General features: G+C 50.6%; 17 protein-coding genes. 7 read left to right on the forward strand and 10 right to left on the reverse strand.

The annotated features are described in order from the left end of the window. Window positions 1-52: 52 nt before the first annotated feature. Window positions 53-1,093 (reverse strand): N-acetyl-gamma-glutamyl-phosphate reductase, encoded by a 1,041-nt coding sequence (gene argC, locus ACY2VW_RS01165; protein WP_022462202.1) that lies wholly within the window; start codon window positions 1,091-1,093, stop codon window positions 53-55. A gap of 282 nt (window positions 1,094-1,375) precedes the next feature. Here argC and ACY2VW_RS01170 point away from each other — a divergent pair, with 282 nt between their 5' ends. Then, window positions 1,376-2,608: an argininosuccinate synthase gene (locus tag ACY2VW_RS01170; protein ID WP_461873739.1), complete on the forward strand. Its 1,233-nt coding sequence runs from the start codon at window positions 1,376-1,378 to the stop codon at window positions 2,606-2,608. Window positions 2,609-2,746: 138 nt separating this feature from the next. Here ACY2VW_RS01170 and ACY2VW_RS01175 read toward each other — a convergent pair whose 3' ends face one another. Genes ACY2VW_RS01175 through ACY2VW_RS01185 form a run of 3 tightly spaced genes read right to left on the reverse strand, consistent with a single transcriptional unit; the run spans window position 2,747 to window position 6,631 of the window. Next, window positions 2,747-4,564, reverse strand: a complete 1,818-nt coding sequence (locus tag ACY2VW_RS01175) for an N-acetylmuramoyl-L-alanine amidase (RefSeq protein ID WP_461876718.1) — start codon at window positions 4,562-4,564, stop codon at window positions 2,747-2,749. A gap of 19 nt (window positions 4,565-4,583) precedes the next feature. After that, window positions 4,584-5,768: an iron-containing alcohol dehydrogenase gene (locus ACY2VW_RS01180; protein ID WP_173859193.1), complete on the reverse strand. Its 1,185-nt coding sequence runs from the start codon at window positions 5,766-5,768 to the stop codon at window positions 4,584-4,586. Between the two features lie 23 nt (window positions 5,769-5,791). After that, a complete protein-coding gene (locus ACY2VW_RS01185; RefSeq protein WP_461876719.1) occupies window positions 5,792-6,631 on the reverse strand; it encodes a carbon-nitrogen hydrolase family protein in 840 nt (279 codons plus the stop codon). Between the two features lie 643 nt (window positions 6,632-7,274). Between ACY2VW_RS01185 and ACY2VW_RS01190 the strand changes: the two genes are divergently transcribed. The 6 genes from ACY2VW_RS01190 to ACY2VW_RS01215 all read left to right on the forward strand — a co-directional run bounded on the left by ACY2VW_RS01190 (window position 7,275) and on the right by ACY2VW_RS01215 (window position 14,241). Beyond that, window positions 7,275-9,038 carry an ABC transporter ATP-binding protein gene (locus tag ACY2VW_RS01190; protein WP_461876720.1) on the forward strand — a complete coding sequence of 588 codons (1,764 nt, stop codon included), beginning with the start codon at window positions 7,275-7,277 and terminating at the stop codon, window positions 9,036-9,038. Between the two features lie 67 nt (window positions 9,039-9,105). Next, window positions 9,106-10,890, forward strand: a complete 1,785-nt coding sequence (locus tag ACY2VW_RS01195) for an ABC transporter ATP-binding protein (protein WP_119198209.1) — start codon at window positions 9,106-9,108, stop codon at window positions 10,888-10,890. Between the two features lie 241 nt (window positions 10,891-11,131). Further along, window positions 11,132-12,145 (forward strand): metal ABC transporter substrate-binding protein, encoded by a 1,014-nt coding sequence (locus ACY2VW_RS01200; RefSeq protein ID WP_461876721.1) that lies wholly within the window; start codon window positions 11,132-11,134, stop codon window positions 12,143-12,145. Next, complete coding sequence (locus ACY2VW_RS01205; RefSeq protein WP_461876723.1) at window positions 12,145-12,852, forward strand: metal ABC transporter ATP-binding protein; 708 nt, start codon at window positions 12,145-12,147, stop codon at window positions 12,850-12,852. Before ACY2VW_RS01200 ends, ACY2VW_RS01205 begins: the two co-directional genes overlap by 1 nt. After that, window positions 12,849-13,673, forward strand: coding sequence for a metal ABC transporter permease (locus tag ACY2VW_RS01210; protein WP_173828156.1), 825 nt, complete (start codon window positions 12,849-12,851; stop codon window positions 13,671-13,673). The genes ACY2VW_RS01205 and ACY2VW_RS01210 overlap by 4 nt, the downstream gene beginning before the upstream one ends. A gap of 43 nt (window positions 13,674-13,716) precedes the next feature. Beyond that, window positions 13,717-14,241 (forward strand): VanZ family protein, encoded by a 525-nt coding sequence (locus tag ACY2VW_RS01215; protein ID WP_461876724.1) that lies wholly within the window; start codon window positions 13,717-13,719, stop codon window positions 14,239-14,241. Window positions 14,242-14,338: 97 nt separating this feature from the next. Here ACY2VW_RS01215 and ACY2VW_RS01220 read toward each other — a convergent pair whose 3' ends face one another. From ACY2VW_RS01220 to groES, 6 genes are all read right to left on the reverse strand, one after another. After that, on the reverse strand, window positions 14,339-15,097 hold the full coding sequence (locus tag ACY2VW_RS01220; RefSeq protein ID WP_461876725.1) for a peptidoglycan recognition protein family protein: 759 nt from the start codon (window positions 15,095-15,097) through the stop codon (window positions 14,339-14,341). A gap of 101 nt (window positions 15,098-15,198) precedes the next feature. Next, the gene (guaB, locus tag ACY2VW_RS01225; protein WP_022462189.1) at window positions 15,199-16,656 is read right to left on the reverse strand and encodes an IMP dehydrogenase; all 1,458 of its coding nucleotides are present in this window, start codon (window positions 16,654-16,656) and stop codon (window positions 15,199-15,201) included. Between the two features lie 69 nt (window positions 16,657-16,725). After that, window positions 16,726-17,235, reverse strand: coding sequence for a DUF6106 family protein (locus ACY2VW_RS01230; RefSeq protein WP_022462188.1), 510 nt, complete (start codon window positions 17,233-17,235; stop codon window positions 16,726-16,728). Next, window positions 17,228-17,899 (reverse strand): hypothetical protein, encoded by a 672-nt coding sequence (locus tag ACY2VW_RS01235; protein ID WP_461873643.1) that lies wholly within the window; start codon window positions 17,897-17,899, stop codon window positions 17,228-17,230. The genes ACY2VW_RS01230 and ACY2VW_RS01235 overlap by 8 nt, the downstream gene beginning before the upstream one ends. A gap of 256 nt (window positions 17,900-18,155) precedes the next feature. Further along, the gene (groL, locus tag ACY2VW_RS01240; RefSeq protein WP_022462186.1) at window positions 18,156-19,781 is read right to left on the reverse strand and encodes a chaperonin GroEL; all 1,626 of its coding nucleotides are present in this window, start codon (window positions 19,779-19,781) and stop codon (window positions 18,156-18,158) included. 36 nt (window positions 19,782-19,817) lie between these two features. Beyond that, window positions 19,818-20,102, reverse strand: a complete 285-nt coding sequence (groES, locus tag ACY2VW_RS01245; protein ID WP_022462185.1) for a co-chaperone GroES — start codon at window positions 20,100-20,102, stop codon at window positions 19,818-19,820. Window positions 20,103-20,250: the final 148 nt, after the last annotated feature.

Raw genomic sequence — 20,250 nt, forward strand, 5'->3', positions numbered from 1 at the left:
TCTTTTATCCTCGCTTTTCGTAAATTCCGTCTGTTGTCTGCTTCTGTCTTTTTTACGGGAACATCGGCGGCATGCACAGGCCTTCGTTTTCCGGCAGGCCGAACATCAGGTTCATATTCTGTACCGCCTGTCCTGCTGCGCCTTTGACCAGGTTGTCCATCGCACCCATCATGATGATTCGTTTCGTTCTCGGATCGATCTTGAAGTTGACATCCACATAGTTGCTTCCCTCAACCCATTTCGTCTGCGGGCAGACATCCTTATCGAGAACACGTACAAACTGCTCGTTGGCATAATACTTATCGTAAACGGCTTTAACCTCTTCGTAAGTCACATCTTTTTTCAGGGATGCATATGCCGTTACGAGAATGCCGCGGTTCATCGGAACAAGATGCGGGGTGAAGTTCAGGGTGATCGGGTAGCCGGCTGCATAGGAAAGCTGCTCCTCGATCTCCGGTGTGTGGCGGTGGCCGGCAACGCCGTATGCCTTGATGTTTTCATTGACCTCACAGTAGAGGTTGTCCACTTTCGCTCCTCTTCCTGCTCCGGAAGTTCCGGATTTTGCATCGATAATGATGGTGTTGCCATCAATGAGATCTTCCTTTAATAAAGGATAAATCGAAAGAGTCGAGCAGGTCGGATAGCATCCCGGGTTTGCCACGATGCGCGCCTGTTTTACTTTCTCACGGTTGATCTCGCACAGTCCGTAAACCGCCTCGTCGATATACTGCGGGGATTTGTGTTCGATCTTGTACCACTCTTCATACGTTTTTACATCTTTAATACGGAAATCGGCGCTCAGGTCGATGACCTTTACTTTCGAAAGAATTTCATCATTTACCAGGGAAGCACAGAGTCCCTGCGGAGTTGCTGTAAAAATGACGTCTACTTCCTTTGCAAGCTGCTCCATGTTGTCGTCCTTGCAGACATCGTCTACTAACTGAAACATATTCTGGTAAACCGACGCATATTTCTTATCGATATAGCTTCTGGAACCATACCATTTAATCTCCACATCTTTGTGTCCCAGGAGAATACGCACCAGCTCGCCTCCTGCATATCCTGTAGAACCGATAATTCCTGCTCTGATCATACCTTTTTCTCCTTTTTTCTTTCGCCCGTTTTCTTGTCTTGCCGGACATTTTTTCTTTTCTCTTTATGATAGCTCAATTATTTTCTTTTTTCAATGAAAAATCTTTGTTTTCTGCTGTCATATACCGTCGATTGCATAAGTATACACCTCAAATGTATATTATGCAAGTTTTTTTTGAATTTCTGAAAAAAAGCTTGCATAATCCTGTCGTATGATGTATATTTTAGTCATTGACGATGCACCGCGCATATAGGTGCACGAGAAATCCAAGGAGGATCTTACATTATGAAAGAAAAAGTTGTACTTGCCTATTCCGGCGGACTTGATACTACTGCCATTATCCCGTGGCTGAAAGAGACCTTTGACTACGAAGTAATCTGCTGCTGCATCGACTGCGGCCAGGGAAACGAGCTGGTTGGCCTCGATGAGAGAGCAAAACTTTCCGGCGCTTCCAAATTATATATTGAAAACGTTATCGACGAGTTCAGTGAAGACTTCATCATGCCGTGCGTAAAAGCAGGCGCTGTTTATGAGAACAAATACCTGCTCGGTACTTCCATGGCACGTCCGGTTATCGCAAAGAAACTCGTTGAGATCGCAAGAAAAGAAGGTGCTGTTGCCATCTGCCACGGTGCTACCGGTAAAGGAAATGACCAGATCCGTTTCGAGCTCGGCATCAAAGCCCTTGCTCCGGATATCAAAGTAATCGCTCCTTGGAGAATGACCGATGTATGGACCATGCAGTCCCGTGAAGACGAGCTGGATTACTGTAAAGCACACGGCATCGACCTTCCGTTTGATGCAAACCACAGCTACAGCCGTGACCGTAACCTGTGGCACATCAGCCATGAGGGACTTGAGCTTGAGGATCCGTCCAACGAGCCGAACTACGACGATCTTCTCGTACTGACCACTCCTCCGGAAAAAGCTCCGGACGAAGGCGAGTACGTAACCATGACCTTTGAGGCCGGCGTTCCGAAGACCTTAAACGGAAAAGAAATGAAAGTTTCTGAAATCATCACCGAGCTGAACAAGCTGGGCGGAAAACACGGCATCGGTATTGTTGATATCGTTGAGAACCGTGTTGTCGGCATGAAATCCCGCGGTGTTTATGAGACTCCTGGCGGAACCATCCTGATGGCTGCACATGAGCAGTTAGAGGAGCTGATTCTCGACCGTGAGACCCTGAAAACAAAGAAAGATCTCGGAAACCTGCTTGCTGAGGTTGTTTACGAAGGAAAATGGTACACTCCTCTGCGCGAGGCAATCCAGGCATTCGTTGATGTAACCCAGAAATACGTAACAGGCGAAGTAAAATTCAAACTGTTCAAAGGCAACATCATCAAAGCCGGCGAGTCTTCTCCGTACAGCCTGTACAATGAATCTCTTGCTTCCTTCACCACCGGCGATCTCTATGATCACCACGATGCAGACGGATTCATCACACTGTTCGGTCTGCCGCTGAAGGTTCGTGCAATGAAGATGCAGGAGCTGGAGAAAAACAACAACAAATAAGATCTGATCCTATGGATTCCCAAAAGAAAGCGGACTCGCTCCGCTTTCTTTTTTTGTATACAAAAAGGACCCGCCCATTTCAGGCAGGTCCCTTTGTTGCCAGGCATATCAATAATTGGTCCAGTGGACCAATTTTGATTATTCGTAATATGCGTCGATTCCGTCCGCAATTCCCTGTGCCATCTTGTTTCGGTAATCCTCGGTTGCCATCAGGCGGTCCTCGGAAGGATTGCTCATGAAGCCAAGCTCAATGATCGTGACCGGAATGGTGCTCCAGTTGATGCCGCTCATGGAGTCGGTGTAAATCACATCGCGGTTCTTCGCGCCGGTGTCTTTGCAGAATGCTGCGATCATCTTCTGGGAGAGCTTCTGGCTCTTGCTGATCACATCACCGGAAAGGTACGTATTTCTGCTGCTCGGTGCCATCGTGAGTGCTCCGTAAACCGACTGGTTCGAATCGCCGTTCGCGTGTACACGCACGAGAATGTCTGCTCCGTTCTGCGCGGCAAGTTTTGCACGCTCGGAGTTGCTGATATTGACGTCGTGCGTCTCGCGGATCATGTAAACATCGTAGCCGCGCTCCTCAAGGATATCGCGTACCTTTAAGGATACCGCAAGGTTCAGCTCATACTCATTGATGCCGGTTGCCACACCGCATGTTCCGGAAGCAACCTTCGCCTTATAGGTCGATGATCCCGGTCCGATCGGCTCTTTCTCGCTGTTTCCTCTTCTCTGGTGTCCTGCGTCGATTGCCACGCAGATATTTTTGCTGTTCCGGCGGACACCGTTTTTATCAACGTAATAGCCGTCGATGTAGGTATCCTTATAGATGCCTCCCCAGCTTCGGAAGTAATACGTTTTTCCGTCCACTTCCTGCCAGCCGTTCTTGTAAATACCGCCCCAGCTCCTGAAGTAATACGTTGCGCCTTTGATCGTTACCCACTGGCTCTTATACATGCCGCCCCAGCTCCGCAGGTAATACCAGTTATTATCATACCACAGCCATTCACTGTGCATCATTTTGCCGTCCTGCCTCAGATAATACCAGTTCTTGTCATACAGCAGCCAGCCTTCCCCTTTTTTCGTTCCGTTGCTGTCCATGTAATACCAGTCACTGCCCTTGGCCGCCCAGGCGTTCACGCGCATGCCGCCCCAGCTTTCAAAGTAATAATCAACGCCGTCAATCGTCTGCCAGCCGGTACTCATCACACCGTCTGCGTCTACATGGTACGTTCTCTTATCATGCACAAACCACTGATTCGTTCTGAGGCTTCCGTCCTCATTCAGATAGTACCATGTTCCGCCGACTTTTTTCCAGCCCTGGAATCCGGCTCCGCCCCAGCTCTCGAAGTAGTAGAGCGTTCCGTCAATCTTCTGCAGTCCGGTGCTCATCACACCGTTTTCATCTACATGGTATGTTCTCTTGTCGTGAACGAACCATTCATTCGTTTTGACGCTTCCGTCCTCGTTCAGATAGTACCATGCCCCGCCGACTTTTTTCCAGCCTTTGTATCCGGCTCCGCCCCAGCTCTCAAAATAATAGAGCTTTCCGTCGACCATCGAAAGACCCGTGCACATGATTTCGTCTGCATTCAGATAATATCTCCGGTTCAGATGGGTGATCCACTCGCTGGCGGCCATCGTGCCGTCTTCTTTTCTGTATTTCCAGCTTCCGTCCTCCTGTTTCACCCAGCCGGCCGGAAGTTTTTCTTCCGGCTCCTGTTCATTATCCTCACCCGGAATCGTAACCGCCGGCGTCTCGTTTTCCGAAGTACCGCCCTGCTCCTGTACTGCCGCTTCCTCATCCGAATTCTGCTCGGAACTTTCCGTCTCATCCTGCTGCCAGGTTACGGCCGTGCCGTCATTTTCTGCTGCGCTTACCCTTGCCGGAAGCGCCCAGCCTCCTGCCGCAACGGCCGCTGCGATCAGCAGTGCTGCGATTTTCTTTTTTGCCATCTGGTTTTCCTCCTTCCTTTTATCGCGCCATCTGGTAAATCTCATATACTTCCTGTGCGCCCAGCTTGCGGATGCGGGACAGTTTTACAGTGTCCTGCTGTGTTGCATCCATGGAAAGGGCACGCAGATCCTCATCCGACGGGTTCGGGATATCAAGCTCATGCAGGGAGGTCGGCATGCCGAGCGAATGGAAGAACGCTACTGTGCGCTCAATGCCTTCCGTTGCCCGTTTGTGATCGCTTCCTTCTGTGATACCCCATACCTTTTCAGCAAACCGTGCAAACCGCCAGAGAACCGACTCCTCATCGTACTGGTATTTCGCCCAGGCACCCCAGACTGCCGCCAGGGATGCGCCGTGTGCTACATCGTATTTTGCACTTAACGCATGGCCGAATTTATGTACCGAAAAATCTTTGCCGCGTCCGCACTCCGTCAGTCCATTGTGTGACAGGCTTCCGCACCACATGATTTCCGCCATCGCATTGTAATCGGATGGGTTTTCCAGAACCTTCGGTCCGTTTTTGATTACGGTACGGAGGAGTCCCTCTGCGATCTCGTCCGTCATCTCGCACTGGCTCTCCGGAATGAAATAGCGCTCCATCGTGTGCATCATGATGTCGGTTACTCCGCAGGCAATCTGGTATTTCGGCAGGGTTGCTGCCAGCTCCGGGTTCATGATGGCAAATTTGCAGCGGTTGAACGGCGTGTTGATGCCGGCCTTTTTGCCGATTGCCTCGTTTGTCAGAACTGCTGAATCGCTCATCTCGCTTCCGGCTGCCGGAATGGTCAGAACTGCTCCCACCGGGAGAGATTTTGTCAGCGGTACTTTTTTTGTCCAGATATCCCAGAGTGCCTCCTCCGGATTTGCAGCTCCATGCGCAACGGCTTTTGCGGTGTCAATCGAGCTTCCGCCGCCGACGGCAAGAATAAAGTCTGCCTGCATTTCCACTGCTTTTTTCACACCCTCCTCGGCAAGGGCAAGTCTCGGGTTCGGTTTTACGCCGCCAAGCTCTTCAAAGGCAAGGCCCTCTTTTGCAAGAGATGCTTCCACTCGGTCCAGAAGACCGCTCCGTTTCGCACTTCCGCCTCCGTAAACGACGAGCACCTTTGTGCCGCCCCATTTCTTTACCTCAGCGCCTGCCTGGTTTTCCGTCTCTTTTCCGAACACGACTTCCGTCGGGGTATACTGTATAAACTGATCCATCTTCTTATTTCCTCCCTGCATTTTTATTCTTCATAAATCCGTACGTTTTCCGAGCTTACGCGGTAAAGATCGTCTCTCCTGTTTTCCAGAGACGGGATTTCATTTCTTGTCCGCTCCAGCACTTCCGGGTCCAGCTCTGCGATGAGTACCTGCGGGGTATCATCCGCCTCCGCAAGAATTTCGCCGTCCGGCGCAATGATCATGGAATGGCCGTACGCCTCAAACCGCGCTTTCTGGCCGCACTGGTTGGCGGCGAGCACGTAGCATCCGTTTTCAATAGCGCGCGTGCGCAGCAGTGCTTCCCAGTGGCGCTCTCCCGTTGCTTTCGTAAAATCCGCCGCTATCAGAAATGCATCTGCTCCGGAGGATGCCATCAGCCGGTACTGTTCCGGAAAGCGGATATCGTAGCAGATGCTCATGCCGAACAGGCCAAGCGCCGTGTCCGCAAGAATAATTTCATTTCCCGGGCAGATCTCACGTGATTCTTCGTAAGAGACGCTGCCCGGAATATTTACGTCAAACATATGTATTTTGCTGTATTCTGCAATCGTTTCTCCATCTGGTCCGAACAGGAACGACGTGTTGGACGGACGCCCCGGATGGCGCCGCACCGTCATGCTGCCGCAGTGCAGATAGACACCGTACCGTTTGGCAAGGCTGGAAAACCGGCGGCTGACGTAGCCCGGCACTGCACTTGCGTGGCCCGGCATGTCTGCTCCCGTGTATTCTGCGGTCTCCGGGAAAAGAATCAGCTTCGCTCCCTGTTCCGCCGCCTCCCGCACATACTGCTCGGCCATACGCATATTTTCATTCATATCCGGCCCGGAATCCATCTGCACCAGGCCTGCAATTATTTTTTCCATTCTTTCGTCCCCTCGTTTCACATATTATCTTGTGATTTTTCCGCTTATACTCTCATTTATTATATCTCATATTCCCCAAAACAGCTACCCAAATTCGCAATTTTCATACCTTTTGCAGCTTTTATTTTTTAATTTTTGAAAATAACAATTGACAAATCCGGAAAACAGGAGTAGCTTAGAATCATAAGCTGTCGTGTTCGATCAGATGCGGCAGAAAAAATCACGAAAGGAGAACACCACTTATGATCAATCTTATTTATGCATCCAGCGTAAAACAGAATAAACTTCGTATGGCGATCAAACCAGGTGGCTGCCCTTCTTTCGAAATTCTTTGTAAGCATTAAATCTGCATAACAAATCTTTATGCATTCTTTATGCCTGCTATTTCGCACAGAAGGCGCGGTACGTCGATACTGCGGCTTTTTTTATTGCTATAAACAGTACGAAACCGTTCTTTCCGGCTTCGCTCCGTTTCCGGCAGGCAGATTCCGCGGTCTTCTTACCGCATCGATTCCCTTCTTTTATATACAAACGCAGCCTTCGCTTTCGTTTCCCGTTGTTCCGTTCCCACACTTACGGAGCTTTTGAAAGCCTATGTTCTGCCAGACACCCAAACGACATCAATGAGGAGGTTTTAACATTCATGAAGAAAAATCCAATCGGTAAGTACCTGCTCCAGAACTGGTACTACTATGTTTTCGCTTTTGGTTCCATGGCCTTAAGTGTCTTTCTCGATATGCTCGCGCCGCTTGTCACGCTGCACATCGTGGATGACGTGCTGGTCGGCCGCAAAATGGAACTGCTCTGGAAATACCTTGCCGCCTTTCTTCTGATCGGTGCCGCAAAAGCCCTGTTTCAATACATCAAAGAATTTTTATTCGATGTCAGCAGCGTCCGCGTCGCCAGCCAGATGAGGGGCAACCTGTTCCGCCACGTCCAGCGTCTTTCGGTGGAATACTTTGACAAAAACAATACCGGCGAACTCCTCGCCCGCGTGCGCGACGACGTTGACCGGATCTGGGATATCCTCGGCTTTGCCGGCATGCTGATCTTAGAAGGCCTGATCTGTATCGTGATGGCAATGGTCAGCATGGTCAAACTGGATCTGCCGCTGACACTCGTCTCCGTGGCGATCCTTCCTTTCGTCGCAGGCATTGCAATCCGCCTCGAAAAAGAACTCGACCGCGTCTACGATGCGATCAGCGAGGAAAACGCCGTCATGAATACCGTTGCACAGGAAAATCTCGCCGGTGTCCGCACCGTCAAATCCTTTGCACGGGAGCCGTATGAGATCAAAAAATTCCGGAAACACAATCAGAAATACTGCGATCTCAACATGGATCAGGCGCGCGTCCTGATGAAATACGATCCCGCCATCTCGTTTCTTACGAAGCTGATGCGCGTGCTCGTCCTTCTCGCGGGCGGCTACGGTGTCATCCACGGACGCATTACGCTCGGTGTTTTAACGGCCTTTATGGAGTACACCTCCAAGATCACCTGGCCGATCGAAAACGTCGGCTGGCTCGGCAACTGCTTCGCTTCTGCGATCGCTTCCAACAAGAAGCTGAACAAAATTCTCGCAGAGGATCCACAGATCGCAGAGCCGGAACATCCGGTGGAACTTTCAAAACTTCCGGGCGACCTGGAATTCCATCACGTCGATTTCTCCCTGCATGACACACCGATTCTGCAGGATATCGACTTTACCTTAAAACAGGGCCACACACTCGGCATCATGGGTATGACGGGTTCCGGAAAAACAACCATCGTCAATCTGCTCGAGCGTTTTTACGATGTCACCGACGGTTCCATCTGTCTCGACGGCCACGACATCCGCACCCTGCCGCTGCGCACCGTGCGCGATACTTCTTCCGTCGTCATGCAGGACGTCTTCCTGTTCTCAGATACCATTTCTGAGAATGTCCGCCTCGGCAGCCGCAGCACGATGAAATCCGAGGAGGTACATAACGCTGTCTCCGCTGCGTGTGCTTCCGAGTTCGTCGACCATCTTTCCGATCAGTACGAAACGGTCATCGGCGAGCGCGGCATGGGACTTTCCGGCGGCCAGAAGCAGCGTCTTTCCATCGCACGCGCCCTGGCAAAACAGGCTCCGATCCTCGTACTGGATGATTCCACCTCAGCGCTCGATATGGAAACCGAATACGAAATCCAGAGCCATCTCGCCGAGAAAAAAGATGTTTCCAAGATCATCATTGCCCACCGCATTTCTTCGGTGCAGAGTGCCGATGAGATCCTGTATCTCGATCACGGATGCATCGCCGAGCGCGGCACGCATGAGAGTCTGATGGCACAGAAAGGCCTGTACTACTCCACCTGGGAGGCTCAGTACGGTGATTACCATAAAGCAAAGGCAGCCCTCGAGCAGGCACTTCCTGCCAATGCTTAATTCCATTTAATCTGTTACCCGACAACTTCTGTATTTACTTACCCGTTAAGAGAGGAACAATACGATTATGGCTATCAATTCCAGTAAAGTAGATGAAGAGCAGAAAGAGGTCTTAAAGAGCGCGACCATCCGCCGCCTCTTCTCCTACTTAAAAAATTATAAACGCCAGGTTGCCGTCGTTCTCGTGGTTCTCGCCGTTACCATCGCGATTTCCACTGTGAACCCGCTGCTCCTGGAGTACGCCATCGACGTCAATATTGCGCAGAAAGACTGGCGCGGGCTTGTTGCCCTCTGCGTATTCATGGTTGTGATCAACCTGGTTTACGCGGCCGGTGTCCGCCTGCGGATGCTTCTGATGGCGCGCATCACTAACAACATTCTTCTGGAAATCCGTGACGAGCTCTACACGCATATCCAGACCTTAAGCTTCAGCTTTTTCGATACCCGCCCGGCCGGAAAGATTCTGGCGCGCATCATCGGCGATGTCAACTCGTTAAAAGATGTGCTGAACGACGGTGTCACAAAGCTGATTCCGAACATTCTCACGATCATCGCCATTCTGGTGATCATGATGATTAAAAACATCTGGCTCTCCTTAAGTGCGATTCTCGTGCTGCCGCTGATCGCTATCGGCATGTATTTTATTCAGATCGTCGCACACAAGAGATGGCAGACGTTCCGGAAAAAATCTTCCAATGTTACGGCGTATATCCACGAGGACTTCTCCGGTATCCGCATCATCAAGAGCTTTACCGCGGAGCAGGAATCGCAGGGCGAGTTTGACCGGCTTCTTCTTGAGCATCAGAACTCCTTTATCCATGCGGTCCGCCTGGCAGATGGTTTTTCCGCTGTGATCGAGGTGACCTGGGGCATCGGAACGTTTCTTCTGTATTTTATCGGTATTTCCGTGCTCGGCGTGGATGCCGTTCCGATCGGTACCTTCACGGCATTTGCGATGTATCTGACGATGTTCTGGGATCCGATCCAGAACCTGGCCGGCTTTTACAACAAGCTGATTACGAACCTTTCCGCTGCGGAGCGAATCTTTGAGATCCTCGACACACCGGCGGAGGTTGCCGACAAGCCTGGCGTCACCGAACTGCCGCCGATCAAAGGAGAGGTTACATTTGACCATGTCAGCTTTGCCTACTCCGATGATCCGGACACGCTGGTATTAAAGGATGTCAGCTTTACAGCGGCTCCTGGCGAGACGATCGCACTCGTCGGCCCGACCGGCGCCGGAAAGACAACGATCGTCAATCTGATCAGCCGTTTCTACAACATTACCTCGGGAACGGTCCGCGTCGACGGCCACAGCCTGACGGACGTCTCCATCAACAGCCTGCGCGCACAGATGGGTGTGATGACGCAGGACAACTTCCTCTTCTCCGGCACGATCCGCGACAACATTGCGTACGGAAAGCTCGATGCCACAGAGGAAGAAATCATTGCCGCTGCAAAAGCGGTTCATGCCCATGACTTTATCATGGAACTGCCGGACGGCTATGACACCGAAATCAGTGAGCGCGGTGCCCGTCTTTCGAACGGCCAGCGCCAGCTCCTCGCCTTCGCCAGAACGATGGTCTCTGATCCGAGAATCCTGATCCTCGACGAAGCGACGTCCAGCATCGACACACAGACAGAAATTCAGGTGCAGCAGGGAATCGAAAGCCTGTTGAAGGGCCGTACCTCGTTCATCATTGCGCACCGTCTTTCTACTATTAAAAATGCGGACCGGATTTTCGTGATCGACCACGGAAAGATTTTCGAGCAGGGAACCCACGACGAACTGATGGCAAAACAGGGCGCGTACTACCAGCTCTATCAGGCACAGTTCCGCCGGGTATCATAATCCGGTTTCACAAAACATATCAAATATCTGCAAAAAGCTGCTTCCCCGTTCCTGGCGGACGCAGCTTTTTGTGTCTTTCCTTGACAAATGAATCACCCCTGCTATATGATGGTAACTGATCTTTTTTCGGAGGGTTACACTCTCCGTCTGCCGCTTCCCACTCCTGCGGCATTTGTTACGGAACGTTTCGATGCGGAGCGTTTTCACAGCGCTTTCGTATCTTCTTTCAGAAAGGAGTATCATGACGTTTTTTTTCAGAAAACATTTACGCTTTCTCCTCCTTCCTGCGCTCCTTCTTCTGACGGGCTGCGCGGGTTCGGCAAAGGAGACGGCGGATTCCACAGAGAACGAAAAGCTCTCCGCCGTGGCAACCATTTTTCCGCAGTACGATTTTCTGCGTGCCATCGGCGGCGATCACCTCGATCTCCACATGCTGCTTTCCCCGGGCGCGGAAAGCCACTCATTTGAACCGACACCAGGCGATATGATCACGGTTTCCGAATGCGATCTCTTCGTCTACGTCGGCGGCGATTCCGATGCCTGGGTAGAAACCATTCTCAATTCCGTTGATACCTCGAACAAGGAAGTCGTCACACTGATGGACTGCGTTGACACCGTTGCCGAGGAAACCGTCGAGGGAATGGAGACTCACGGCCACGCGCACGACCATGAGGACGAGGATGCGGACCACGAGGATGAACACCACGACGAAGACGAATCCCACGGCGAGCAGGATGAGCACGTCTGGACCTCGCCGAAAAATGCAATGCGGATTGTCCAGAAGCTCTGCGATGCACTCTGCCGCCTCGACCCGGAAAATGCGGACGACTATCAGGCAAACACTGCTTCGTACCTCGCTTCGCTTACCTCCCTCGATGAGGAATTTTCCGATGTCATCACAAACGCCAGCCGCCATACGATCGTTTTCGGCGACCGTTTCCCGTTCCGCTATTTCGCGGATGCCTACGGTCTCGACTACTACGCGGCGTTCCCCGGCTGCTCCTCGGAATCCGAGGCGAGCGCCAAAACACTTTCTTTTTTAATTGACAAGATCAAAGAAGAACAGATTCCTGTCGTCTTCCACACCGAGCTGTCCAATGAAAAAATGACAGACTGCATCTGTGAGGCGACCGGCGCGAAAAAGCTGCTGCTTCACTCCTGTCACAATGTATCCAAAGATGATTTCGAAAACGGCGCCACGTATCTTTCCCTGATGGAACAGAACGTCGCCGCCTTAAAGGAGGCTCTGAACTAATGGCTCTACTTACCTGCAGTGATGTCACCTTCTCCTACGAGGGCATCCCGGTCCTGACCGATGTCAACTTTACCCTGGAAGCCGGCTCCTACCTCTGTATTGTGGGCGAGAACGGTTCCGGTAAAAGTACCCTGGTCAAGGGACTGCTTCACTTAAAAAATCCGTCCACCGGCTCGATCACAACCGGTGACGGTCTTCACCCGAGCGAGATCGGCTATCTGCCGCAGCAGACCGCAGCACAGAAGGATTTCCCGGCGAGCGTCTGGGAAGTCGTGCTGTCCGGCCGGCAGAACCATCCGCATTTTCCGCCCTTCTACACAAAGGCGGACAAAGAGGACGCGCTCCGCAATATGGAGCTTCTTGACCTCCTTCCATTAAAGAAACGGTGCTACCGCGATCTCTCCGGCGGCCAGCAGCAGCGCGTACTTCTTGCACGGGCGTTATGTGCCACGAAAAAACTGCTGCTCCTCGACGAGCCGGTCACCGGCCTTGACCCGGTCATGACAAATGAAATGTACCAGCTCATCCGCCGCATCAACCGCGAGCAGAACGTCACGATCATCATGGTTTCTCACGATATCCGCAATATTCTGCCGGACGCAACGCACATTCTCCAGCTCGACCAGAAGCAGGTCTTCTTCGGTCCGACGGACGAGTATCTGAAAACCGAGGCGGGAAAACAGTTTTTAGGAGGTGCTGACTTATGATTTCGAATCTGCTGAAAATGCTTTCTTATCCGTTTATGCAGCGTGCCCTCGTGGTCGGTATTCTCGTCTCATTGTGCGCTGCACTGCTTGGCGTCAGCCTCGTGTTAAAGCGCTACTCCATGATCGGCGACGGCCTCTCCCATGTAGGATTCGGCTCTCTTGCGATTGCAACGGCACTCGGCTTCGCTCCGCTTGCCTTCACAATCCCTGTCGTCGTGCTTGCCGCCTTTTTACTGCTCCGCATGAACGAATCCAGCAAGATCAAGGGAGATGCCGCCATCGGCCTGATTTCGAGCTCTGCGCTTGCGATCGGCGTCATCACCGTTTCGTGGTCCAGCGGCATGAACACCGATGTCAACAACTACATGTTCGGAAGCATCCTCGCGATGAGCGATGAGGACGTTGTGCTCTCTGTCGTTCTTTCGATTGTGGTTCTGATCCTGTTTGTCCTGTACTACAACCGTATTTTTGCCGTCACCTTCGATGAGACATTTGCCAAGGCAACGGGTGTCCGTGCCGAAGTTTACAACATGCTGCTGGCTTTCTTAACTGCCATCACAACTGTACTCGGCATGCGCATGATGGGCGCGCTTCTGATCTCCAGCCTGCTGATTTTCCCGGCACTGACCTCGATGCGTCTCTGCCATACCTTCCAGAGCGTGGTGATCTGCTCCGCGGTTCTCTCGGTGGTGTGCTTCCTTCTTGGCATGTCCCTCTCGTTTTTCCTGTCCTCCCCTGCCGGAGCGACGGTCGTAATCGTGAACCTGCTGGCATTCCTGATCTTTTCTGCGATTGCCAGAATCCGAGAGCATACCGCATAAAAAATTTCCGATCTGACCTGCTTTGTTTTACTGGAGGTATTTTATGAATCGAATTGTAATTGCACTGTTAAAACCGTTTTCCTTCATCCCGGCGATTCTGATGATATCGATGATTTTCTCCTTCTCTTCCCAGAACGGAACGGAATCCTCACAGCTCAGTGAAAAGGTGGCGCGCGGCATTTTCATCACAATCGACCACGTCATGGACCGCGGATGGGATGATGAGAAGATCCAGGAACTGGCTGACGAGTATCAGTACCCGGTGCGGAAGCTGGCTCATATGACAGAGTACTGTCTGCTTGCCATCTGTGTTTCGCTTCCGCTCTACGTCTACGGCCTGCGCGGCTTCGCGCTCACGTTTCTTGCCGGCATCCTCTGTGTCGCCTTTGCCGCGAGCGATGAGTTCCACCAGACGATGGTCGCCAACCGCGGCCCGTCGGTAAAGGACGTCGGCATCGACAGCATCGGCGTTCTCTTCGGCATCACGTTTGTACGGCTGTTCTGCTGGATTGCACTCGGCGGAAATACAAAAAAAAGAAAGCGGCGCAGACGGCGTTACTATTACTAAAAATATTGGATAACAGAAAAATCCCCGTTGGAAAAATCATTTCTCCTGAAACTGATTTTCCCAACGGGGATTTTTTCATTTTTCTTAAAAACAGCTCTTAGGAAAGTGAATCCGCATACGCCTGAATATCTGCCTTCATCTGAATCCAGGCATCCTCATGCTCCACGTAGTACAGAGGGCAGAGCTTTTCGGTTACATCATAGTGACGGATCACATCGTCCGAAGTCAGATTGAACCGCCTGCATAAGAAACCGGCGAGCTGGACCACAGAATTGTATGTCTCATCGGTAAATTCACCGCTGTCATCCGGGTGGCAGCATTCAATCGAGATCGTATCGAAATTACGCTGGTTCGATGCATACGACCATTCACTCGTCGGGATACACTGAACGACTTCTCCCTCGATGCCGACGACGAAATGGCTGCTGGCCTGCGCCTCCTGCGTCTCAGGCAGGTTTTCAAAGTAATCACGGTTCTGCATCGCCGTGCTTCCCGGGTTTGCGGTGTAGTGAATAACGATGCCGTCCACCTTTTTCAGCCTCGTCTGCGGTCTGGACCAGCTGTTCGGCGTCAGAAGCTCAACATCAATCGGCGGAGCACCGGTCCAGTCGGTGATATCGTTGTCCTCATAATCAGAACCGGAATAGTCAACAGCCGTGATATCACTTGCCGTATTCGTATCGCTGCCATCTGCCGCTGCATCGCTCATCGCCGGGGCCGTTTTTGCCACACGGCAGATGCCGCTGTAAATGCCGACGCAGATCAGCACCACCAGAACTCCCGTCAGAAACATTCTGCGGTGAAGCTGGCGCTGCCTCTGTTTTCTTGTCATTTTTTCCCGTCTCTTCTGTGCCATATGTTCTCTCCCCGCCGCAAATAAACGCCCCCTCATTTGAAAAGGCAGAAGCTGAAAAGTTTCTGCCCTTTCCCCCTTCTGCCTTTTGCGACTTTTTATTCTTATTTATCATCCACGCTGTAGTTCGGAGCCTCTTTGGTGATGTGGATATCATGCGGATGGGACTCTTTTAAGGATGCTGCGGAAATCTTCACGAATTTTCCGGTCTCCTTTAAGGTCTCAACATCTTTCGCTCCGCAGTAGCCCATACCGGAACGAAGTCCGCCGATCAGCTGGAATACAGTGTCCTCTACGAGGCCTTTGTATGCCACACGGCCTTCCACGCCTTCCGGAACCAGTTTCTTGGCACCGGTCTGGAAGTAACGGTCTTTGCTTCCGTTCTCCATCGCTGCGATGGATCCCATTCCACGGTATACTTTGTATTTTCTTCCCTGGAACAGTTCGAAATCTCCCGGGCTCTCATCGCATCCTGCGAAGATGCTTCCCATCATGCAGACATTAGCACCGGCTGCGATAGCCTTTGTCATGTCTCCGGAGTACTTGATACCGCCGTCGGCGATGATCGGAGTGCCTGTCTTCTTTGCCTCTTCATAGCAGTCCATAACGGCTGTGATCTGCGGTACACCGATACCTGCAACGACACGGGTCGTACAGATAGAACCAGGTCCGATACCGACTTTAACAGCGTCTGCTCCGGCTGCGATCAGGTCTCTTGTTGCCTCTGCGGTTGCCACGTTTCCGGCGATTACCTGCAGATCCGGATAATGCTCTTTGATGAGACGAAGTGTTTTGAAGATATTTGCGGAATGTCCGTGAGCGGAGTCGATGACGATCACGTCTACGTGTGCTTTTACCAGCGCATCGACACGATCGAGCACGTTTGCCGTGATGCCGACTGCGGCACCGCAGAGCAGACGTCCCTGCTCATCCTTGGCGGACAATGGGTACTTGATGGTTTTCTCGATATCTTTGATGGTGATCAGACCTTTGAGGTTGAAATCGTCATCGACAATCGGAAGTTTTTCTTTTCTGGATTTTGCAAGGATTGCTTTTGCCTCGTCCAGCGTAACGCCTACTTTTGCAGTGATCAGGTTTTCGCTGGTCATGGACTCTTTGATTTTCTTGGTGAAATCAGTTTCAAACTTCAGATCACGGTTTGTAATAATACCAACCAGTTTTCCGTTCTCGGTAATCGGGACACCGGAAATACGGAATTTTGCCATCAGATTATTGGCATCTTCCAGGGTGTGCTCCGGAGACAGATAGAACGGATCGGTGATAACACCGTTCTCAGAACGTTTTACTTTGTCTACTTCTTCTGCCTGCTGCTCAATCGACATATTCTTGTGAATAATACCGATTCCTCCCTGACGTGCCATGGCAATTGCCATACGGTGTTCTGTAACCGTATCCATGCCGGCGCTCATCATCGGGATGTTCAGTTTGATCTTCTTGGTCAGATGCGTAGTCAGATCTACCATGTTTGGGGTTACTTCAGAATACTGCGGAACCAGAAGCACATCATCGAAGGTAATACCATCACCAATAATTGTACCCATTTTCTTATCTTCCTTTCTTCTTAAGTCTTTTTGATTTATCACCTAATTTAACACAAAACAAAAAAGCTGTCAATCCATAAATACTTTTCTTGGTGCGCGGTTGCGGATATCTTTTAACATCACTTCATCCGGTTCGAAGATCACCATCTGCATTGTGTTGTCCTTTGAGATCACAAATGCATACGGTTTGTGGCCCTGTCCTTCGATTCCGGAGGAATAGTTGTAACGTTTGATACTCTGGTTGTTTTTGTAGGAATCAAGCTGATGGGACTGGTACGGAGCCAGGATTTCCATGTTGGAAAGCTCATAGCTTGCGGCTCTTTTTCTTCTTGACTGCGAATAGATACGGTCGATGTCGAGCTCGCCGTTGACGTACAGATACTCAAATTCTACCGAAAGCTTCGGGATAAAAATATAGTCTACGATTCCAAGTACCAGCGCAAGAAGCAGAATCAGCGGATTCATCATAATTCCTGCGGCTGCAAAAAGAACGGTAAAGAAGATCAGAACTCCTTTGATCGCCTTGTCTTTTCCTGTCTGCTGTTTTTTAACCAGCACTTCTGTGTACAGATCACTCATTTACTCCATCCTCCTCAAGATATTCGATCAGTTTTGCTGCATTGTCCGTGTTCTTGGCGTTGACCACAACGGTCAGGTAACACGGCTCATAGTACGTAAGGCCCATATCCTGGTATTTCTTCAGCCTGGAAATATCGAGGCAGGTATCTCCCGCCTGGATGCCGTATTTTTCGCACGTCGCCTCGTCAAACAGCGTGGACAGATCCAGGAAATAGTCGTCCTTGCTGTAGTTGTCGTACACGGCCTGCGAACAGATCAGCACATCCATGCTCTGCGCGGCGATTACGGCTGTGAACTTCATCAGCGTGTTGTAATCTGCGCCAGAGAGGTCTTCACCGAAACTGTAGCTCGTATCGATGCTTACCTTTTCGTACTTGTCTCCTGTTCCGAGGGCTTCTTTTATGTCCTCCTCGATCGGACTTACATCCTGCAGTCCCGCGTAATCCACAACAGCGATGCTTACGAGGTCGTAATACTTCGCATTTTCATGGATATTGGCGATCGTGCCGATGATGGCGATGACAGCGATGATGCCAAAAATGACAGCCTTGTAGTATGCCCAGATGTAGGCCAGTTTTTCTTTGAAATTCATTTTTGACAGCTTTTCTTTTTCGAGCTGCATCTTCTCCTTCCTTGTCATGTCGGATTCATAACGACTTGCCATGTGTGTTTCTTCTCCTTTGTTGTATTTCCCCCAGCATCCTACAGATCAGTATAGCATAAAAGGCCGGAAGCGTCCATATACGCCGCCCGGCGAAAAAGTGAAAACTTTCTGAAATTTTTAACGATTCAGAGCCATGTGAAGAAAAAAAGAACCGGCCGGCAAAGACAGGACTTCGGAAGAAACATCTCCCGCAACGGTCTTTGCCAGCCGGTTCTTTTTATTCTATTTCACCAGACTTTTTTTGCAGTCCCTGGAATTACATCATTCCCATTCCGCCGTCTGCGCCTGCCGGCATAGCCGGAGCCGGCTCTTTGATGGTGGAAACTACGGACTCGGTGGTCAGCAGGGTTGCGGAAACGCTGGTAGCGTTCTGCAGTGCGCTTCTGGTAACCTTAACCGGATCAAGGATACCAGCCTGGATCATGTCTACATACTCTTCGTTGTATGCATCAAATCCAACGCCTACTTTGGACTCTTTTACTTTGTTGATCACAACAGCGCCTTCCAGACCTGCGTTTGTTACGATGTGGAACAGAGGAGCCTCGAGTGCTTTCTGTACGATTCTTGCACCGATCTTCTCATCGCCGTCCAGGCTGTCAATCAGCTCTGCAAGCTGTGTGGTAACGTGGATGTACGCGGAACCGCCGCCTGCGATGATACCCTCTTCTACGGCTGCTCTCGTTGCATTTAAAGCATCCTCCATACGAAGTTTTTCTTCTTTCATCTCAGTCTCGGTTGCTGCACCTACGCGGATAACAGCTACGCCGCCTGCCATTTTTGCCAGTCTCTCCTGCAGTTTCTCTTTATCAAACTCAGAAGTGGTCTCCTCAATCTGGGATCTGATCTGGCCGATTCTTGCTGCGATGGCATCCTTTGCGCCTGCGCCGTCAACGATAACGGTGTTCTCTTTCTGAACTTTAACGGATTTTGCACGTCCGAGCATTTCCAGAGTAGCGTCTTTTAATTCCAGACCAACTTCCTCGGAGATCACCTGGCCGCCGGTCAGGATTGCGATATCCTCGAGCATTGCTTTTCTTCTGTCGCCGTAGCCCGGTGCTTTAACAGCTACTACGTTGAAGGTTCCGCGCAGTTTGTTGATCACAAGTGTCTGGAGAGCCTCGCCCTCTACGTCCTCAGCGATGATCAGCAGTCTTGCGCCGCTCTGTACGATCTGCTCCAGCAGCGGAAGAACTTCCTGAATGTTGGAGAGTTTCTTATCGGTAATCAGGATATATGGATTGTCGAGAACGGCTTCCATTTTCTCCATATCAGTGCACATGTATGCGGAAATATATCCACGGTCGAACTGCATACCTTCTACCAGCTCCAGCTCGTTCTGCATGGTCTTGGACTCCTCGATGGTAATAACGCCGTCTTTGGAAACCTTTTCCATAGCATCTGCTACCATCTGGCCTACTTCTTCGCTTCCGGAAGAAACAGCTGCAACTTTTGCAATCTGCTCTTTGCCTGCTACCGGCTGGCTCATCTCTGCAAGGATCTGAACAGCTTTATCGGTTGCTTTCTTCATTCCCTTACGGAGAACGATCGGGTTCGCACCTGCTGCCAGGTTTTTCATTCCTTCGTTTACCATAGCCTGTGCCAGAACGGTTGCGGTTGTGGTGCCATCACCTGCTACATCGTTGGTCTTTGCAGCAACTTCTTTGATGAGCTGTGCGCCCATGTTTTCAAATCCGTCTGCCAGCTCGATCTCTTTTGCAATGGTAACACCATCGTTTGTGATGAGCGGAGCGCCGTACTGTTTGTCCAGAACAACGTTTCTTCCTTTCGGTCCAAGGGTTACACGTACGGTATCTGCAAGCTGGTTTACACCATTCTGAAGAGCGTTTCTTGCCTCTGCTCCATATTTAATCTCTTTTGCCATGATTGTCATGCCTCCTGATTTTTACTTGATTATTCTTTATTTTACAACTGCCAGAATGTCATCCTGTTTTACGATGATGTACTCTTCGTCTTCCAGTTTGACGTTGGTTCCTGCATATTTGGAATAGATTACCTGATCTCCGACTGCAACTTCCATTTTTACTTCTTTGCCGTCTTCTACTTTTCCAGGTCCTACTGCGATAACCTCAGCCTGCTGCGGTTTCTCCTGTGCCTGTCCCGGAAGTACGATACCGGATTTTGTGGTTTCCTCTGCTTTTAACTCTTTTAATACAACTCTGTCACCTAAAGGTACTAACTTCATTTATGTTTCCTCCTTCAAGATTTCATTCAGTTTTATTTATTAGCACTCAGTTCATTCGAGTGCTACTTGATGGTTCTTACTATAGTGTTTTCCACCTCATTTCGCAAACGCATGAATTTTGCAATTCTCTTTTTTTCTCTCATGATAA

The sequence above is a fragment of the Fusicatenibacter sp. genome, assembly GCF_977045365.1.